This window comes from Pseudomonas sp. LBUM1658 (assembly GCF_059716055.1).
In genome coordinates this window covers 2,116,139-2,133,087 of sequence record NZ_CP166798.1, presented here as the reverse complement: position 1 = coordinate 2,133,087, position 16,949 = coordinate 2,116,139, and the positions used below count along the sequence as shown (strand labels likewise).

Annotated in this window: 16 protein-coding genes; 13 read left to right on the top strand and 3 right to left on the bottom strand. The window is 61.2% G+C overall.

From position 1 onward, the window contains the following. Window positions 1–126: 126 nt before the first annotated feature. From ACA064_RS09735 to ACA064_RS09695, 9 genes are all read left to right on the top strand, one after another. Complete coding sequence (locus tag ACA064_RS09735) at window positions 127–945, top strand: ABC transporter substrate-binding protein (RefSeq protein ID WP_497673158.1); 819 nt, start codon at window positions 127–129, stop codon at window positions 943–945. Between the two features lie 10 nt (window positions 946–955). Beyond that, window positions 956–2,734, top strand: a complete 1,779-nt coding sequence (lhpI, locus tag ACA064_RS09730) for a cis-3-hydroxy-L-proline dehydratase (protein ID WP_497673157.1) — start codon at window positions 956–958, stop codon at window positions 2,732–2,734. Continuing rightward, window positions 2,727–3,392 (top strand): amino acid ABC transporter permease, encoded by a 666-nt coding sequence (locus ACA064_RS09725; RefSeq protein ID WP_497673156.1) that lies wholly within the window; start codon window positions 2,727–2,729, stop codon window positions 3,390–3,392. Before lhpI ends, ACA064_RS09725 begins: the two co-directional genes overlap by 8 nt. A gap of 10 nt (window positions 3,393–3,402) precedes the next feature. Next, window positions 3,403–4,053, top strand: coding sequence for an amino acid ABC transporter permease (locus ACA064_RS09720; protein ID WP_497673155.1), 651 nt, complete (start codon window positions 3,403–3,405; stop codon window positions 4,051–4,053). Next, on the top strand, window positions 4,046–4,768 hold the full coding sequence (locus ACA064_RS09715) for an amino acid ABC transporter ATP-binding protein (protein WP_497673154.1): 723 nt from the start codon (window positions 4,046–4,048) through the stop codon (window positions 4,766–4,768). Before ACA064_RS09720 ends, ACA064_RS09715 begins: the two co-directional genes overlap by 8 nt. 135 nt (window positions 4,769–4,903) lie before the next feature. After that, window positions 4,904–5,932 carry a trans-3-hydroxy-L-proline dehydratase gene (locus tag ACA064_RS09710; RefSeq protein ID WP_497673153.1) on the top strand — a complete coding sequence of 343 codons (1,029 nt, stop codon included), beginning with the start codon at window positions 4,904–4,906 and terminating at the stop codon, window positions 5,930–5,932. 115 nt (window positions 5,933–6,047) lie between these two features. After that, window positions 6,048–6,965, top strand: a complete 918-nt coding sequence (locus tag ACA064_RS09705; RefSeq protein ID WP_237881750.1) for a dihydrodipicolinate synthase family protein — start codon at window positions 6,048–6,050, stop codon at window positions 6,963–6,965. 72 nt (window positions 6,966–7,037) lie between these two features. After that, window positions 7,038–8,459 carry an MFS transporter gene (locus ACA064_RS09700; protein ID WP_497673152.1) on the top strand — a complete coding sequence of 474 codons (1,422 nt, stop codon included), beginning with the start codon at window positions 7,038–7,040 and terminating at the stop codon, window positions 8,457–8,459. 150 nt (window positions 8,460–8,609) lie between these two features. Further along, window positions 8,610–10,190 (top strand): aldehyde dehydrogenase (NADP(+)), encoded by a 1,581-nt coding sequence (locus tag ACA064_RS09695; RefSeq protein WP_497673151.1) that lies wholly within the window; start codon window positions 8,610–8,612, stop codon window positions 10,188–10,190. 205 nt (window positions 10,191–10,395) lie between these two features. Here the strand turns inward: ACA064_RS09695 and ACA064_RS09690 are convergent, their stop codons facing one another. Next, complete coding sequence (locus ACA064_RS09690; protein ID WP_497673150.1) at window positions 10,396–11,406, bottom strand: Ldh family oxidoreductase; 1,011 nt, start codon at window positions 11,404–11,406, stop codon at window positions 10,396–10,398. A gap of 195 nt (window positions 11,407–11,601) precedes the next feature. Between ACA064_RS09690 and ACA064_RS09685 the strand changes: the two genes are divergently transcribed. The 3 genes from ACA064_RS09685 to ACA064_RS09675 all read left to right on the top strand — a co-directional run bounded on the left by ACA064_RS09685 (window position 11,602) and on the right by ACA064_RS09675 (window position 13,846). After that, the gene (locus ACA064_RS09685; protein WP_497673149.1) at window positions 11,602–12,090 is read left to right on the top strand and encodes a hypothetical protein; all 489 of its coding nucleotides are present in this window, start codon (window positions 11,602–11,604) and stop codon (window positions 12,088–12,090) included. Window positions 12,091–12,502: 412 nt separating this feature from the next. Further along, window positions 12,503–13,150 (top strand): hypothetical protein, encoded by a 648-nt coding sequence (locus ACA064_RS09680; RefSeq protein ID WP_497673148.1) that lies wholly within the window; start codon window positions 12,503–12,505, stop codon window positions 13,148–13,150. A gap of 414 nt (window positions 13,151–13,564) precedes the next feature. Next, on the top strand, window positions 13,565–13,846 hold the full coding sequence (locus ACA064_RS09675) for a hypothetical protein (RefSeq protein WP_497673147.1): 282 nt from the start codon (window positions 13,565–13,567) through the stop codon (window positions 13,844–13,846). Window positions 13,847–14,249: 403 nt separating this feature from the next. On the opposite strand, the gene ACA064_RS09670 is transcribed toward ACA064_RS09675, so the two are convergent. Next, window positions 14,250–14,570, bottom strand: coding sequence for a helix-turn-helix domain-containing protein (locus ACA064_RS09670; RefSeq protein WP_497673146.1), 321 nt, complete (start codon window positions 14,568–14,570; stop codon window positions 14,250–14,252). Window positions 14,571–14,683: 113 nt separating this feature from the next. Continuing rightward, a complete protein-coding gene (locus tag ACA064_RS09665; protein WP_497673145.1) occupies window positions 14,684–15,469 on the bottom strand; it encodes a FadR/GntR family transcriptional regulator in 786 nt (261 codons plus the stop codon). Window positions 15,470–15,630: 161 nt separating this feature from the next. Here ACA064_RS09665 and ACA064_RS09660 point away from each other — a divergent pair, with 161 nt between their 5' ends. After that, entirely contained in the window at window positions 15,631–16,941 is a 1,311-nt protein-coding gene (locus tag ACA064_RS09660; RefSeq protein WP_497673144.1) for an MFS transporter, read from the top strand. The last annotated feature ends 8 nt before the right edge of the window (window positions 16,942–16,949 follow it).

Genomic DNA, 16,949 nt, shown 5'->3' with positions numbered 1-16,949 from the left:
CTGGCTCAAGGGTTGCCGGTGAATTCTCGAATCCGCTCGAAAACAGGCACGCTCATTGCTAATAAAATATCGTATACGAAATTCACAATACGATATCCAACAGCACTTTCCGACCACGAGGCCTCTATGAAAAACCCCGCATTTGCCGTAGCCCTCAGCGCTGTTCTAAGTACTTCCTTTGTTGCCACCGCACAGGCCGACAAGCTCGACGAGATCATTGGTTCGGGCAAGCTGCGCTGCGCCGTGACCCTGGACTTCCCGCCCATGGGTTTTCGCGATGAAGGCAACAATCCCGCAGGTTTTGACGTGGACTACTGCCACGACCTGGCGAAAATCCTCGGGGTCGATGCCGAAGTGGTTGAAACGCCATTCCCCGACCGGATTCCAGCTCTGGTCTCCGGGCGGGCCGACGTGATAGTCGCCTCCACCTCCGACACCCTCGAACGGGCCAAGACCGTCGGCCTCACCGTGCCGTACTTCGCCTTTCAGATGGTGGTGCTGACCCGCGACAACACTGGCATCAACAGCTTCGCCGATATCAAAGGCAAAGCCTTGGGCAACACCAGCGGCACCTATGAAGCCATCGCCCTGGAAAAAGACGTGAAGAACTGGGGCAGCGGCACCTTCCGCGCCTATCAGTCGCAGAACGACACGCTGCTGGCGGTCGCCCAGGGGCACATCGACGCCACCGTGGTCACCAATACCGTGGCCGCCGCTACACTTAAGTCAGGTAAATACAAGAACCTGAAAATAGCCGGTAACGCCCCGTACGTGATCGACTACGTGTCCCTCGGCGCCAAGCGCAACGAGTATGGCCTGCTCAACTATCTCAATCTGTTCGTCAACCAGCAGGTGCGCAGCGGCCGTTACAAAGAGTTGTTCGTCAAATGGGTCGGCACAGAGATTCCGCCGACCAACCTGACCGTGCCACAGGTCTACTACTGAGGTGTCCGGCATGCCCAGGACCACTTCCCTGACCGGGCGCAGCCTGGTCGCGGGCGCCGCCCAGGGCGCCCTGCTGTTCGCCGATGTCGGGCTGAGCTTCTGGGGCGGGGTCGACTCGTATAGTGGCGAGGTCATCGACCGTCACCACCCCCTCAGCGGCGAATTCCTGGCCGGTCGCGTGCTGGCCATTCCCAGCGGCCGCGGCTCGTGCACCGGCAGTAGTGTGCTGATGGAACTGATCAGCAACGGTCACGCGCCCGCCGCACTGGTGCTGGCCGAGCCCGATGAGATCCTGACCCTCGGCGTGCTGGTGGCACAAACCATTTTCCAGCGTTCCCTGCCGGTGCTGTGCATCGGCAGGGAGGCCTTCGCCGCCTTGCGCGGCAAGGCCTTCGCCCGGGTCCAAGGCTCCTCGTTGACACTGTTCCAACACCTGCCCGGCGATGCCTGGCAGGCACAGGACCGTCCTTTGCCGACAGCAGAAACCAGCGCCTCGATCGAGCTCAACGGACTCGACCGGGCGCTGCTCGACGGCCAGCATGGCAAGGCCGCCCAGGTGGCCATGCGGATCGTCCTGCGCATGGCCGAACTGCAAGGAGCCCACAGCCTGGTGGATGTCACCCAGGCGCACATCGACGGCTGCATCTATACCGGCCCGGCGAGCCTGCGCTTTGCCGAACAACTGGTGCAATGGGGGGCAACAGTACGGGTGCCGACCACCCTCAATTCGATTTCCGTCGACCAGCGCCGCTGGCGCGAGCTGGGCATCGACCCGGCCCTCGGCGAACCGGCCAGTGCCTTGGGCGATGCCTATATGGCGATGGGCGCGCAGCTCAGCTTCACCTGCGCGCCCTACCTGCTCGACAGCGCGCCGAAGGCTGGCGAGCAGATCGTCTGGGCCGAATCCAACGCGGTGGTCTACGCCAACAGTGTGCTCGGCGCACGCACCCTGAAATACCCGGACTACCTGGATATCTGCATTGCCCTGACCGGCCGCGCGCCACTGATTGGCTGTCATCTGGAGGCGCAACGCAAGGCTCGTCTGCAAATCGAGTTGCCCGCCCTGGGCGAGCTGGACGACGCCTTCTACCCGCTGCTCGGTTACCACATAGGCGCCCTGGCCGGCAGTCGGATCCCGCTGGTGCTGGGCCTGGAACAGCGCAGGCCGAGTCTCGACGACCTGAAAGCCTTCGGCGCGGCCTTCGCCACCACCTCCTCCGCGCCGTTGTTTCATATCGCCGGGGTGACCCCGGAGGCACTCGATCCGGCACAGGTGCTGGAGCCCGATCACCCCGTGCCGGTGGAAAAAATCCGTCTGAAGGACCTGCTGGTCAGCTGGCGCGAGCTCAACAGTGCCCGCGATAACCGGGTGGACGTGGTCTCCCTGGGCAACCCGCATTTCTCCCTCAGCGAATTCGCCCACCTGGCGCGGCTGTGTCGCGGTAGGCACAAACACCCAGAGGTGGTCCTCGCCATTACCTGCGGCCGGGCGGTGCTGGAGCGGGCTCGCAAGGCCGGGCATATCGCAATGATCGAAGCCTTCGGCGCAACCCTGGTCACCGATACCTGCTGGTGCATGCTCGGCGAACCGGTGATCCCGCTGGCCGCAAAAAACTTGATGACCAATTCCGGCAAATACGCTCACTACGCACCCGGCCTTGTGGGGCGCAACGTCCATTTCGCCAGCCTTGCCGAATGCGTCGACGCCGCCTGCAGTGCCACGGCCAGTGGTCGTCTGCCGGCCTGGCTGCAATCTGCCACCCCCTTGGAGAACCACGCGCATGTTTGATTACACCTTCCAATGGCGCGCGACGCTGCGCGCCCTGCCGGACATGCTCGGTGGCGCCTGGGTCACCTTCGAGACCGCCGCGCTGTCGATGATCTTCGGCGTGCTGATCGCCCTGGCTCTGACAGTTATGCGCGAAACCCGACACCCGCTGCTGCGCGGCATCGGCAACGGTTGGGTATCGATTGCCCGCAACACCCCGTCGCTGTTCCAGATCTACGTTCTGTACTTCGGGCTCGGTTCGCTCGGCTTGCATGTCAGTTCCTGGTTCGCGCTGCTGGCCGGGATCACCTTCAACAATGCCGGCTACCTGGCGGAAAACTTTCGCGGCGGCCTCAAGGCCGTGCCCGACACCCAAGTGCGCGCCGCGCGCTCGCTGGGCATGAGTGCCTTCCAGGCCTACCGGATGATCATCGTCCCGCAACTGCTGCGGATCGTCTTCTACCCCTTGAGCAACCAGATGGTCTGGGCGGTCTTGATGACCTCGCTGGGGGTGATAGTCGGGCTGAACAATGACCTCACCGGGGTGACCCAGGACTACAACGTCAAGACGTTCCGCACCTTCGAGTACTTCGCCATCGCCGCGGCGCTGTATTACCTGATTGCCAAGGCGATCGTCGCGGCAGCCCGGCTGATGGCCTGGCGGCTGTTCCGTTACTGAGGACCTGTCCATGTTTCCAACCAGTTTTTCCTGGAACGACCTGCTGTTCCTGCTCGATGGTGCCTGGGTCACTCTGCAACTGACCTGCTGGGCGATACTCCTCGGCTCCTTTGCCGGGCTGCTGTTCGGCCTGCTGCGGGCTCTGTTGCCCAGAGCCAGCCTGCCACTGGCCTGGGTGCTGGACGTGTTTCGCAGCGTGCCGCTGCTGATCCAGTTCGTTCTGTTCAACTCGCTGAAGAGCATCGTCGGCTTGAACATCAGCGCCTTCAGCGTCGGCTGCATCGTGCTCGGGGTCTACGCCGCCGCCTACTTCACCGAGATCGTGCGCAGCGGCGTGCTCTCGGTACCGTTCACCCTGCGCCGGGCCAGTCGCTCGCTGGGCCTGAGCTTCCTCCAGGATCTGCGCTGGATCGTCCTGCCGATGGCCACGCGGGTGGCCTTCCCCGGCTGGCTGAACCTGGTGCTCAGCGTGATGAAAGACACCGCGCTGGTGATGTGGATCGGCATCGTCGAACTGCTGCGCGCCTCGCAAACCATCGTCACCCGCATCCAGGAACCGCTGCTGGTGCTGTGTATCGCGGGCCTTATCTACTACGTCATGAGCCTGGTGGTCGCTCGCCTCGGCGCTCGTCTGGAAAGAAGGTGGCAAGAAAATGATTGAGATCGACAACGTACATAAATCCTTCGGCGACCTCGCAGTGGTCAAGGGCGTCAGCCTGACGGTTAAAAAGGGCGAGGTGGTGTCGATCATCGGCGGCTCCGGCTCCGGAAAATCGACCCTACTGATGTGCATCAACGGCCTGGAACCGATCCAGCAAGGCAACATCCGCGTCGACGGCGTCGAGGTCCACCACAGCGCCACCGACCTCAATCGCCTGCGGCAGAAGATCGGCATAGTCTTCCAGCAATGGAACGCCTTCCCGCACCTGACCGTGCTGGAAAACGTGATGCTGGCGCCGCGTAAAGTGCTCGGCAAGAGCAAGGCCGAAGCCGAGGAGCTGGCGGTCCGGCAACTGACCCACGTCGGTCTGGGTGACAAGCTCAAGGCGTTCCCCGGCAAGCTGTCCGGCGGTCAGCAACAACGCATGGCCATCGCCCGTGCCCTGGCGATGTCGCCGGACTACATGCTGTTCGACGAAGCCACCTCGGCCCTCGACCCGCAACTGGTGGGCGAGGTGCTGGACACCATGCGCATGCTCGCCGAAGACGGCATGACCATGGTCCTGGTGACCCACGAAATCCGCTTCGCCCGCGATGTGTCGGACCGCGTGGCGTTCTTTCGCAATGGCCTGGTCCATGAGATCGGCTCGCCCGACCAGGTCATCGGCAACCCGCTGCACGCGGAAACCGCGGCCTTTCTCAAGTCGGTGAAGTAGCTGATGGCCCCATCGCGAGCAAGCTCGCTCCCACAGTGATCTGTGTCGGTCATCAATTTGGTATACACCCCCCAAACCCTGTGGGAGCGAGCTTGCTCGCGATGAGGCCCTAACAGACGAAACAAGGAGCAGGCAATGCGCTCATCGAAAGTCATTCATGTGGTCAGCTGTCATGCCGAAGGCGAAGTCGGCGACGTGATAGTCGGCGGTGTCGCCCCGCCCCCCGGCGCCACCATTTGGGAACAGTCGCGCTGGATCGCCAACGACCAGACCCTGCGCAACTTCGTGCTCAACGAGCCGCGTGGCGGGGTGTTCCGCCACGTCAACCTGCTGGTGCCGGCCAAGGACCCTCGGGCGCAGATGGCCTGGATCATCATGGAACCGGCCGACACGCCCCCGATGTCCGGTTCCAACTCGCTGTGCGTGGCCACGGTGCTGCTCGACAGCGGCATCCTGCCGATGACCGAACCGCAAACCCGGCTGGTGCTCGAGGCACCCGGCGGACTGATCGAGGCCGTGGCCGATTGCCGCGACGGCAAGGTCGAACGGGTGGAAATCAAGAACGTGCCGTCCTTCGCCGACCGTCTCGACGCCTGGATCGAAGTCGAAGGCCTCGGCTCATTGCAAGTCGACACCGCTTACGGCGGGGACAGTTTTGTGATCGCCGACGCTAAACGTCTGGGCTTTTCCATCTGCCCAGACGAGGCCGCGGAACTGGTCGAGGTCGGGCTGAAAATCACCCGCGCGGCCAACGAACAACTGGGCTTCGTCCATCCGCTGAACCCCGAGTGGTCGCATATTTCCTTCTGCCAGATCGCTGCGCCCGTAGTCGTTGAAAATGGCATCGCCACCGGGGCCAACGCGGTGGTGATCCAACCCGGCAAGATCGACCGCTCGCCGACCGGCACCGGCTGCTCGGCGCGCATGGCGGTGCTGCAGGCCAAGGGGCTGATGCAGGTGGGCGAGCGTTTTATCGGCCGTTCGATCATCGGTTCCGAGTTCCACTGCCGCATCGATTCGCTGACGGAAGTGGCTGGACGCCCGGCGATCTACCCATGCATTTCCGGCAGGGCCTGGATCACCGGCACCCATCAATTGCTGCTCGATCCGAGCGATCCCTGGCCCCAAGGCTACCGACTCTCAGACACCTGGCCTGGCGCCTGACACTCCCACAGACAAACGGCTACCAAAACCACTGATTATTTTGCAAAAAGCACTAGCCGAGCATTGGCATTTAAAATATCGTATACGAAATACAATTAACGAACCGGAGGCAACAATGAGCAAGCGCATAAACTGGAGTGGTGTCTTCCCCGCGGTGACCACTCAATTCAACGATGACTTCTCCATCAACCTGGAAAAAACCCATCAGGTGATTTCCAACGTGATTCGTGACGGCGTGTCGGGCCTGGTGGTGTGCGGTTCGGTGGGGGAAAACACCTCGCTGAGCGCCGAAGAAAAAATCGCCGTGACCGAAGTCGCGGTAGACGCCTCCCGCGGCCGGGTGCCGGTGATCTGCGGTGTGGCCGAGTTCACCAGCGTGCAAGCGGCCAAGGTCGCCAACGCGGTGCGCAGGGTCGGCGTCGACGGAGTCATGCTGATGCCGGCGCTGGTCTACGGTTCCAAGCCGTTCGAGACCGCCGAGCACTACCGCTACGTGGCGAAGAACGCCGACGTACCGCTGATGGTTTACAACAACCCGCCGATCTACAAAAACGACGTCACCCCGGACATCCTGATTTCCCTGGCCGACTGCGACAACGTGGTGTGCTTCAAGGATTCCTCTGGCGACACCCGGCGCTTTATCGACGTACGCAATGAAGTCGGCGATCGTTTCGTGCTGTTCGCAGGTTTGGACGACGTGGTGCTGGAGAGCATCGCGGTGGGTGCCGAAGGCTGGGTCTCGGGCATGTCCAACGTGTTCCCGAAAGAAGGCGAAACCATCTTCCGCCTGGCCAAGGCCGGTCGCTTCGCCGAAGCCATGCCGATCTACGAATGGCTGATGCCAATCCTGCACCTCGACGCGCGCGCCGACCTGGTGCAGTGCATCAAGCTGTGTGAAGCCATCGCCGGTCGCGGCAGCGCCCTGACCCGTCCGCCACGCCTGGCCCTGCCGGAAGCCGATCGGGTCTTCGTCGAGCAGATCATGGCCAAGGCCCTGGCTAATCGTCCGGAGTTGCCGGACGTCGGTCTCTGAGTGATTGCCGGGCCGGCCCTTGCAGCCCCGGCCCGGCTTACCTGTCTTTGCGCCCCTACAGGAAACGCCAGCATGTCCACTCCTCAACACACCTCCAGCGCAACCACCCCTTCGGGACTGAAACGGGTCGTGGCCGCCGCCATGGCCGGCACCGTCGCCGAATGGTATGAATTCTTCCTCTACGGCACCGCCTCGGCACTGGTCTTCGGCCGACTGTTCTTTCGCCAGACCGACAGCCCGATCGACGGCATCATCGCCGCCTTCGCCCTGTATGCCGTCGGCTTTCTCGCTCGCCCGCTGGGTGGCCTGGTCTTCGGTCACTACGGTGACAAATTCGGCCGCAAGCGCCTGCTGCAACTGAGCCTGGTGGTGGTCGGCATTACCACCTTCCTGATGGGCTGCCTGCCCGGTTTCGACAGTATCGGCTACGCCGCGCCGGTGTTACTGGTGCTGCTGCGACTGATCCAGGGCTTTGCCTTCGGCGGCGAATGGGGCGGCGCGATTCTGCTGGTGTCCGAACACTGCCCGGACAATCGCCGGGGCTTCTGGGCCAGTTGGCCGCAAGCCGGTGTCCCGGCCGGCAACCTGGTGGCCACCGTCGCCCTGCTGCTGTTGTCGTCGAATCTGTCGGAGGAGCAATTCCTCGCCTGGGGCTGGCGCGTAGCGTTCTGGTTCTCGGCGGTGGTGGTGCTGATTGGCTACTGGATTCGCACCAGCGTCGATGACGCGCCAATCTTCAAGGAAGCCCAGGCTCGTCAGGCGCAGACCAAGCAACAACAGCTGGGGGTGGTCGAAGTACTGCGTCATCACTGGCGCGCAGTGCTGGTGGGTATCGGTGCGCGCTTTGCCGAAAACATCCTCTACTACACAGTAGTGACGTTCTCGATTACTTATCTGAAACTGGTGGTGCACAAGGACACCTCAGAGATTCTGTTTCTGATGTTCGGCGCGCATCTGCTGCACTTTTTCATGATCCCGCTGATGGGCTATCTGTCCGACCTGGTCGGGCGCAAACCGGTGTACCTGACCGGCGCGATACTTACCGCCTTCTGGGGCTTCATCGGCTTCCCGATGATGGACACCGGCAACAACTGGCTGATCATCGCGGCGATCACCCTGGGCCTGGCCATCGAGTCGATGACCTACGCACCCTATTCGGCGCTGATGGCCGAAATGTTCCCGACCCACGTGCGCTACACCGCACTGTCCCTGTGCTACCAGGTAGCGCCGATCTTCGCCGGCTCTCTCGCGCCACTGATCGCCATCACCCTGCTCAACAAGTACCACAGCTCGACACCGATCGCCTGGTACCTGGTCGGCGCCTCGCTGATCTCCATCGTCGCCGTCGGCCTGACCCGAGAAACCCGTGGCAAGTCGTTGCATCAGGTGGACGCCGAATCCGCCGCGCGCATCGCTGCCCTGGACAACGCCGAACCAGCCACCTGTGGTGAGGGGGCTTGTCGGAACGCCGCATCGCCCCGTTCGACCGCGTAGCGGTCGCAAACCCAACGAACGCGGAGTGCCTGACGCAACCCGATTGCTGGTTTTGGGGCCGCTTCGCGACCCAACGGGGGCAAGCCCCCTCGCCACAGGTTTTGTGTTCGGCACGCCTTTCTCTTTGCCCTTTTTCGACCGGAGTATTTCATGCCCCAAATCATCGGCCACCATTACATCGGCGGTGCGCGCAGCGCCGCCGGCAGCATCACCCTGCAAAGCCATGACGCCAGCAGCGGCGAAGCGCTGCCTTACTCGTTCATGCAAGCCACCGGTAAAGAAGTGGACGCCGCCGCCCAAGCCGCCGCTACCGCCTACCCGGCCTTTCGCAACCTGCCGGCAACCCGCCGCGCAGAATTTCTCGAGGCCATCGCCGCGCAACTGGATGCCCTGGACGATGAATTCATCGCCCTGGTAACCCGCGAAACCGCACTGCCGACCGGGCGTATCCAGGGCGAGCGCGGTCGTACCAGCGGTCAGATGCGCCTGTTCGCCCAGGTCCTGCGTCGCGGCGACTTTTACGGCGCGCGCATCGACCGGGCATTGCCCGAACGTCAGCCGCTGCCACGGGTCGATCTGCGCCAGTACCGGATCGGCGTCGGCCCGGTCGCGGTGTTTGGCGCGAGTAATTTCCCACTGGCGTTCTCCACCGCCGGTGGCGATACCGCTGCCGCCCTGGCCGCCGGTTGCCCAGTGGTATTCAAGGCCCACAGCGGGCATATGGCGACCGCCGAGCAGGTGGCCGACGCGATCATTCGCGCCGCCGAGCAAACCGGCATGCCCAAGGGTGTGTTCAACATGATCTACGGTGCCGGAGTCGGCGAAGCGCTGGTGAAGCATCCGGCGATCCAGGCGGTCGGCTTTACCGGCTCGCTAAAGGGCGGTCGCGCGCTCTGCGACATGGCCGCCGCACGGCCACAGCCGATTCCGGTGTTTGCCGAAATGAGCAGTATCAACCCGGTGCTGGTATTGCCCGAAGCCCTGCGGCTGCGTGGCGAGAAAATCGCCCGCGAATTCGCCGCCTCAGTGGTGCTCGGCTGTGGCCAGTTCTGCACCAACCCGGGACTGGTGATCGGCATTCGCTCCCCCGAGTTCAGCGCATTCATTGAACATCTCGGCGCGCTGATGGCCGAACAGCCGGGGCAAACCATGCTCAACGCCGGCACACTCGACAGCTACGGCAAGGGCGTGCAGGCGTTGCACGCGCATCCGCGAGTCAGCCACCTGGCCGGTCGCGAACAACAGGGCAAGCAGGCCCAGCCGCAGCTGTTCAAGGCCGACGTCAGCCTGCTGCTCAATGGCGACCCGCTGCTGCAGGAAGAAGTCTTCGGTCCGACCACGGTGCTGGTGGAAGTGGCCGACAAGGCCGAACTGCAACGGGCGCTGCAGAGCCTGCACGGTCAACTCACCGCCACGCTGATCGCCGAAGCCGCAGACCTGCAAACCCATGACGAACTGCTGCCGCTGCTGGAACAGAAGGTCGGTCGGGTGCTGTTCAACGGCTACCCGACCGGCGTCGAAGTCTGCGATGCCATGGTACATGGCGGCCCCTACCCGGCCACCTCCGATGCCCGTGGCACCTCGGTCGGCAGCCTGGCCATCGAGCGCTTCCTGCGCCCGGTGTGCTACCAGAACTGCCCGGACGCGTTGCTGCCCGACGCGTTGAAAGATGCCAACCCGCTGGGCATCAACCGCCTGGTCGATGGCAACAGCCACCGCGAACCGCTGTAAAAAAGAGCGCCACTGGCGCCCAATGCCAGTCAGTTAAAGCGCGAAACCTGTGGGAGCGGGCTTGCTCGCGAAAGCGGTGCGTCAGGCGACATCAATGTTTACTGTGCCGCCGTCTTCGCGAGCAAGCCCGCTCCCACACTTGATCTGTGTACATCCGCAAGAGATAGGCCGGCTGCCAAAGCCGCCTTCGCGAGCAAGCTCGCTCCTACAAGGCCAGCAGCGCCTTCAGGTCGTTGTACAAGGCCTCGGGAATCTGCACACCCTCCACCAGACTGCGCGCTCGTGCCTCATACCGTCGTTGCGACGGCAGTCGTGCGCCCTGTCCTTGAATGCTCTCGAACAAGACTTCGGCACGGGCCAGATGCTGCTCGCTGGCCTCGCCGAGAAAGCGCCGCGGATCAAGAGCGATGATCAACTCGCCATGGTACGGCGACGACTTGCTGCCCGCGTCGTAGGCCAGCGATTCGGCACTGGTCAAGTCACCGATCAACGGCCCGGCAATCAACTCCACCATCGCCGCCAGCGCCGAACCCTTGTGCCCACCGAACGTCAGCATCGCGCCGGAATCAAGCACCACGTTCGCATCAGTGCTCGGCTGCCCTTCAGCGTCCACTCCCCAGCCCTCGGGGATCGCTTTGCCGGCACGCCGGTGCAACTCGATATCGCCACGGGCAATCGCACTGGTGGCAAAGTCGAACACAAACGGATCCTTAGCCGAACGCGGCCAGCCAAAGGCGATGGGATTGGTCCCGAACACCGGCTGACTACCTCCCGCAGGCGCGACCCAGGCATGGCTGGGATTACAGGCCAGCGCCACCAGACCGGCAGCGGTCAGCTGCTCGATCTCCACCCACAGTGCGGAAAAATGCACACAGCGATTGATCGCCAAGGCAGCAATACCGTTGGCCCGGGTTTTCTCCACCAGCAACGGCAGACCCGCCTGGAACGCCAACTGGGAGAAACCACCGGCGGCATCGACTCGCGCGATCGACGGTGCCTGGTCGATCACCCGCGGCTCGGCATCGGCCGAAACCTTACCGGCCCTGAGAGAATTTACACAGCCCAGAATCCGGTATAAACCATGGGAGGCACAGCCATCGCGCTCGCCAGCGATCACCGTAGCGGCCACCGCCTGAGCATGAGCAGCATTAAAACCGTTGTGCAGCAGGATCGATTCGGCCAGCGCACGGGCTTCGATCAGGGTCAGTCGGATCATAATCAACTCCTTGGACAGACCGTCCAGACTGGCCCATTCCAGGACTCGCGGCTTGATCGCTTTAACCCGTGGTCATGACGATCTCGGCATAGCCTCAAGCCTTGCGCGAAGCTGACCCTGAATCCTGTTCAGCACACACCGGGATGGAGTACCTTGGAGGCTACGATCAAACTCACGTGACGATAGGAAATCGAAATGAGTAAGGCAGAAGAACTCGCCGCGAAGCTGAAACAACGGCAGGAAAGCAGTGCCGACTCAACGGTATCTGCCGACAACGCGATTGAGCATTGGCCTGGCCAGGTCTACGAAATGTATCACCAGCTCGAAGCGTGGCTAGAGCCACTGTCTGAAGCGGGATTGCACATCCGGCGAATAGCGACGCGAGTCTTCGAGAGCCATTCTTCAGGTTCGACCTACAACTATGCCATCGACCAGCTGCTGATCGAGGGCAACGATAAAAGCATTACCCTCGACCCGATAGCGCGCTTCACTGACGTTGGTCTGGGTCGTGTCGACATCCACTTGCAAGGCAAAGATCTGTATCTCCTGCGCACGGGCGTCGAGCAGGGTGATCCGCATTGGGAGATTCACACCGTTCCACAGTCTGGACATCCCAAGGTGGATCCGCTGGTGCTTGATGAGGACAGTCTGCTCTCGCTGATACAGGAAGGGCTGGAACTGTAGAGAAATAGCCTTCCCCACAGTACGGCAGACGCCGAGCCTGATGGGGATCGCCCCAAAACAGCGCACTGCAGCTCGGCAATTCCCGTGACTGGTGCGTTGATCGCCTTTTCTGCCTTCGCAGCCTGCGTAGTAAAAATCAGCGTGAGTCCGGAAGAAAAAAACATAAACCTGAGAATCATCTGGCCAGCCCCCCACTCATCATGGCGATCGAATGCAGTCGGCCTTTTCACTGCATGACGACACGCCTGCTTACCGCCGACGGCGAAGACTGGCAAACAACTTGCTTAAGCCTGATCAGGCTTGAGCCATCAACGATGATGGTTTCGCAAATATCACGGGCAACGGCGTCCGCTCCCCTTCGCATTGCGTCGGGTGGGCGTACGCCGTTTTTGCTCACCGTAGGGAGCCCCCCATGAACCCACAATTCGTCACAGCATTCGATGGCGGTCAACCCCGCCGAACCCCGTTGCCACGGGGTGACTCTAGCCTGCGACAGGCGCTCTTGCTGGGCCTCGACCTGCTGCAAGGCCTGCAGCAGCATCGCGGACTCGGCGGACAGACCACTCCTGAGGCTCGGCAGCGCTGCAAGGCGCTGGGTAACTCGCTCGATAAACACTGGAGGGACTGGCCGTGCTCCCTGCAACGCCAGGCCTGGCAGGCATTACGCCGCGATCCTGCGGATTTCGATGGTCATTGCCAGTCGATACAAGACTTGCTCGGCACCCTCCAACACCTCGAATTGCATCGCTGTGCGCTCAGTCTGCAGCCCCCGGTCATCGCCGAGCGTTGCCGGGAACTGGAAGACCTGGGGCGACTGCGCGGTCTGTCGGTGCGCGCCGCCGCCCATCGGAGTTGCCCAATGGACATGCGTATTCAATTGCAGTACCTGCACGAACGCTTGAGCGAGCATGCCCCCCGCTCGCTGCTCGATGCTCTGGAACGGCTGCAACAAGGGCTGATCGGCCCGCCGGTAGTATCGATTACCGCAGCGCAGTGCTACGCCCTTCTCACTCCGCTGCTCGATGAACGCCTCGACGCTATTCGTCGGGATCTGCGCTGAGGATTATCTCTACCCACTTCGCAACGGTGCGCAGGAGAGCTGTTTTAGTTCACCTCGCACCTCAGCCGCCGGCAAGGTGTGATGCCCGGGAACAAACAGGACCTGAACCTCACCCGTCATCATTCACGTCGATAATCACCATCTCCGCTAATTTCTTCCTCTTCATAAACGTGCGCGTAACAATCCAATGCAAGCCAACGCAAGCCAACGCACTTTACGACTCGAGGGGAAAAATCATGCTCATCCACATCCTGACTTGCTTAGCCCTGACAGCGGTAACCCTGTCGTTGTTCTCACGCTTCGTACTGCATATTGGCGACTTAATCAGCGAATCGCCGCGAGTCGAGACGGCACAAACAACCAGCGACTCTCTCGCGTGAGAGACGCCACCTGAAACGCAGCGGAGCTACCACCGTGAACTATCAAGTCAGCCTGGCCGTGAGCTTCCCGAGGTTTGGTAAAAACTACTACTCGCAGCACGTGGTCTCTCGCAAAGATGTGGCGCTCATCTTCGATAAGCATTTCGACTCGTTTTTGATGCCTGCGGCCACCCACCACTTCAATAACGAAATCATTGGTTTCAACGACCAATTTCGATTCCTGAGCGAGGTTCTGACCTCTCACCTCCTGGACATCGAAGCCACTCAGCCAGCCCAATATTCACACCAGGCCGCCCAGAGATACGGAGTCCGTTAACGGATTCTGATACACACACGAAAAAGCCCGCACAAGGCGGGCTCGGAATTTCGTGTAGGTGGCCGGTGCTGGTCTCCGGCTTACAAGGTTTATCAGGACTCTGACAGAAGAGTTTTGAGTTCTTCTGCTTCACACGGCGTAAGGGTTGGATCTCATCGAGGAGATCTTGCTAACCGTGTACCCTTCGGGACGTAACCCCACGTCTCCTTGCTATCCTCTTGCGCATCAGTCTGCGTCTTCGCCTACAACTTCAGAATAGCAAAAAGCACGGCGCGTGAGCGGGCATTTTTAGAACGATTTTATTTAGGGGGAAGAACAGAAGGACGGAAAAACTCTATCGCCAGCCGAACATTTCCGATGATCTTCGAGTGCCGCCTATAAGAGGATGGCACCTGGCTTTTGATCAGCATTCAGACAGAGAAGTCGCGAGCTGCGAGAGCGCGTTCTGATCCACTCCGTCCAGAGTGCGGTAGTGCCTGATGATGACTGTCTCCTCATCAGACAGCGTCTCGGCTGTCAGAGCGGTTCGCTCACCGGTGAGTACGTAAAGCACGTCTACGCCCTTGAGCCGAATGGCCATCAGATAATCCGATTTCGGTAACCGCTCACCATTCTCATAACGTCCTTGAGCATTCGCCGCGACTCCACCAAATGCACCGAAGTCGTGCTGAGAGAGCCCCAGTGCCTTGCGCGCCTCTTTCAGGCGCTCGCCGAACCGGTTCATGTGGAATACCTCAATGGGAGTGCTTAATACCACCATACGCCCATATCTAGCCCGGCGACGTATTCGTTTGCATGTACTGTCGAGTCTGTACACGCAAAATCTGGTGATCGACGCTACGACGTCCTCGCCCCCGGGTTCTGCCAAAACGAGGGATCGGCACTCTTGAGCCGCTCAACAGCATTATTGATGTGATTGAGCGCCGCATGACGCGCGCCCTCAGGGTCGCGTGCAGCGATGGCCGCGTAGACAGCGAAGTGCTCGACCCGCACCGTCTTGGCCAGATCCCTGCGGCGCTCCTCGTTGGAGCGCGTGATGCGGATCGCCTCTTTGATGAATTGGGCAATAAATTCGTGCAGTGACGGGTACAGCGGATTGCCCGTAGCTTTGGAAATGGAGTGATGAAACGCCAGATCTTCCTCAACGCCATCATGACCCGCCTGCTCCGCGGCATCGATCGCCTTCAGCGCTTGGTGGATGGCATCCAGCTGCTCGGGCGTACGCCGCTGCGCCGCCAGTGCAGCAGCCTCCCCTTCGATACCCCGGCGTAACTCGGTAACCCGCAATACCGCCTCGATCGACCCGCAGACATCCAGATCGATAGTGAACGCCTTGATATGCGCGCCTTCGCTGACCACGGTACCGCTGCCTTGGCGGACCTCCACCAGACCGGCTGACTTCAGGCGCGAGATCGCCTCGCGAATTACCGTTCTGCTGACCCCGAAACGCTCCGCGAGCACGGGTTCCGTGGGCAGGCGAGCTCCCGGCAGCGCTTCGCCGTTGGCGATATAGGCCTTGAGGGCTGCAGTCACCTGATCGGACAGCGTGCCCTTGGCGGAATCCTTCAGAACAGCCAGTGCATCGGCTGAACAGGAAGATTTATCAGGAGTGGGCATAGGCATCTCTGGGCTCAAATCGGTGAACGGTACTGCATTTTAGACCCGCCGTCCTCTTTGGCTTCCGGCCCTTGAATTCGTATGACGTATTATGATAAAAAACGGCACTTCATGTAATCCGATAAAAACGAAGTCACCCACTACAAAAATAAGGATGGGGGAAACACATGACTGAATCAGTGATTCAAACCGGTGCCATCGTGCCCGCTGATCGCTTCGAGGACTTGGCGTATCGCAAAGTCGCGTGGCGTATCCTGCCGCTGTTGTTGCTGTGCTACCTCGTCGCCTATCTGGATCGGGTGAACGTTGGTTTCGCCAAATTGCAGATGTCCGACGATCTGCAATTTTCCGAAGCCGTCTATGGTCTTGGCGCAGGGATTTTCTTCATTGCGTACTTCCTGGTGGAGATTCCCAGCAACCTGATCCTGCATCGCGTCGGAGCGCGGTTGTGGATCGCGCGTATCATGATCAGTTGGGGAATCATCTCCTCCGCCATGGCACTGGTTAACACGCCCATGTCCTTCTACATCATGCGCTTCCTGCTCGGGCTCGCCGAGGCCGGGTTCTACCCGGGTGTCATCCTTTATCTGTCTTACTGGTTCCCGACCCATCGCCGCGGCAAGATGTATGCCCTGTTCGCCACGGCAGTGCCGCTGTCCGGACTGATTGGCGCGCCCTTATCCGGCTGGATCATGAGCGCCTTTGACGGTGACCATGGGTTTGCCGGCTGGCAATGGCTGTTTTTTCTCGAAGGGCTGCCCTCGATCGCCGTCGGGATTCTGGTGATTTTCTGCCTCAGCGACCGGATCTCCAAGGCCGGCTGGCTCACCAGCGAAGAGAAAACCCTGCTGCAGACCCGCATCGACGCCGAAACCGCGGGCCATCAAAAACACAGCCTGAAAGAGGTGTTCCTTCAGCCGCGCATCTGGCTGCTGACAGCCATCTATTTCTGCATGATCGCCGGCTTCTACACCGTGGGCTTCTGGTTGCCGACGCTTATCCGCCAGGCCGGAGTCAGCGACGTATTGCAGGTCGGAATGCTCACCGCCATCCCTTATGCCGCAGCGGCGCTGACCATGATCCTGGTTTCGCGCAGCGCTGATCGGCTCCGCGAGCGTCGCTGGCACCTGGCGCTGACCGCAGTGCTCGGCGGTATCGGCCTGTTCATCTCTGCTACCTGGAGTGACAACTTCACTATTTCCATGATCGGCCTGACCCTTGGTTCCATGGGGGCCATGAGCACCCTGCCACTGTTCTGGAGCCTGCCGACCGCCTTCCTCGGAGGCACCGCAGCGGCAGCCGGTATTGCCCTGATCAACTCCTGGGGCAACCTGGCGGGCTTCGTCTCTCCGTACTTGATGGGCTTCCTCAAAGACGCGACCCACAGCACCACGATCGGCATGTATGTGATGGCAAGCGCGCTGTTCCTGGGCGCCCTGCTGGTCTTCAGAATTCCCGGAAAACTCGTCAATCACTGACGTTTGGA

What these genes read in the sequence shown, in the direction of transcription:
- ACA064_RS09735 (WP_497673158.1), top strand. Translation starts at nt 127, where the DNA reads ATGAAAAACCCCGCATTTGCCGTAGCCCTCAGCGCTGTTCTAAGTACT.
- lhpI (WP_497673157.1), top strand. Translation starts at nt 956, where the DNA reads ATGCCCAGGACCACTTCCCTGACCGGGCGCAGCCTGGTCGCGGGCGCC.
- ACA064_RS09725 (WP_497673156.1), top strand. Translation starts at nt 2,727, where the DNA reads ATGTTTGATTACACCTTCCAATGGCGCGCGACGCTGCGCGCCCTGCCG.
- ACA064_RS09720 (WP_497673155.1), top strand. Translation starts at nt 3,403, where the DNA reads ATGTTTCCAACCAGTTTTTCCTGGAACGACCTGCTGTTCCTGCTCGAT.
- ACA064_RS09715 (WP_497673154.1), top strand. Translation starts at nt 4,046, where the DNA reads ATGATTGAGATCGACAACGTACATAAATCCTTCGGCGACCTCGCAGTG.
- ACA064_RS09710 (WP_497673153.1), top strand. Translation starts at nt 4,904, where the DNA reads ATGCGCTCATCGAAAGTCATTCATGTGGTCAGCTGTCATGCCGAAGGC.
- ACA064_RS09705 (WP_237881750.1), top strand. Translation starts at nt 6,048, where the DNA reads ATGAGCAAGCGCATAAACTGGAGTGGTGTCTTCCCCGCGGTGACCACT.
- ACA064_RS09700 (WP_497673152.1), top strand. Translation starts at nt 7,038, where the DNA reads ATGTCCACTCCTCAACACACCTCCAGCGCAACCACCCCTTCGGGACTG.
- ACA064_RS09695 (WP_497673151.1), top strand. Translation starts at nt 8,610, where the DNA reads ATGCCCCAAATCATCGGCCACCATTACATCGGCGGTGCGCGCAGCGCC.
- ACA064_RS09690 (WP_497673150.1), bottom strand. Translation starts at nt 11,406, where the DNA reads ATGATCCGACTGACCCTGATCGAAGCCCGTGCGCTGGCCGAATCGATC.
- ACA064_RS09685 (WP_497673149.1), top strand. Translation starts at nt 11,602, where the DNA reads ATGAGTAAGGCAGAAGAACTCGCCGCGAAGCTGAAACAACGGCAGGAA.
- ACA064_RS09680 (WP_497673148.1), top strand. Translation starts at nt 12,503, where the DNA reads ATGAACCCACAATTCGTCACAGCATTCGATGGCGGTCAACCCCGCCGA.
- ACA064_RS09670 (WP_497673146.1), bottom strand. Translation starts at nt 14,570, where the DNA reads ATGAACCGGTTCGGCGAGCGCCTGAAAGAGGCGCGCAAGGCACTGGGG.
- ACA064_RS09665 (WP_497673145.1), bottom strand. Translation starts at nt 15,469, where the DNA reads ATGCCTATGCCCACTCCTGATAAATCTTCCTGTTCAGCCGATGCACTG.
- ACA064_RS09660 (WP_497673144.1), top strand. Translation starts at nt 15,631, where the DNA reads ATGACTGAATCAGTGATTCAAACCGGTGCCATCGTGCCCGCTGATCGC.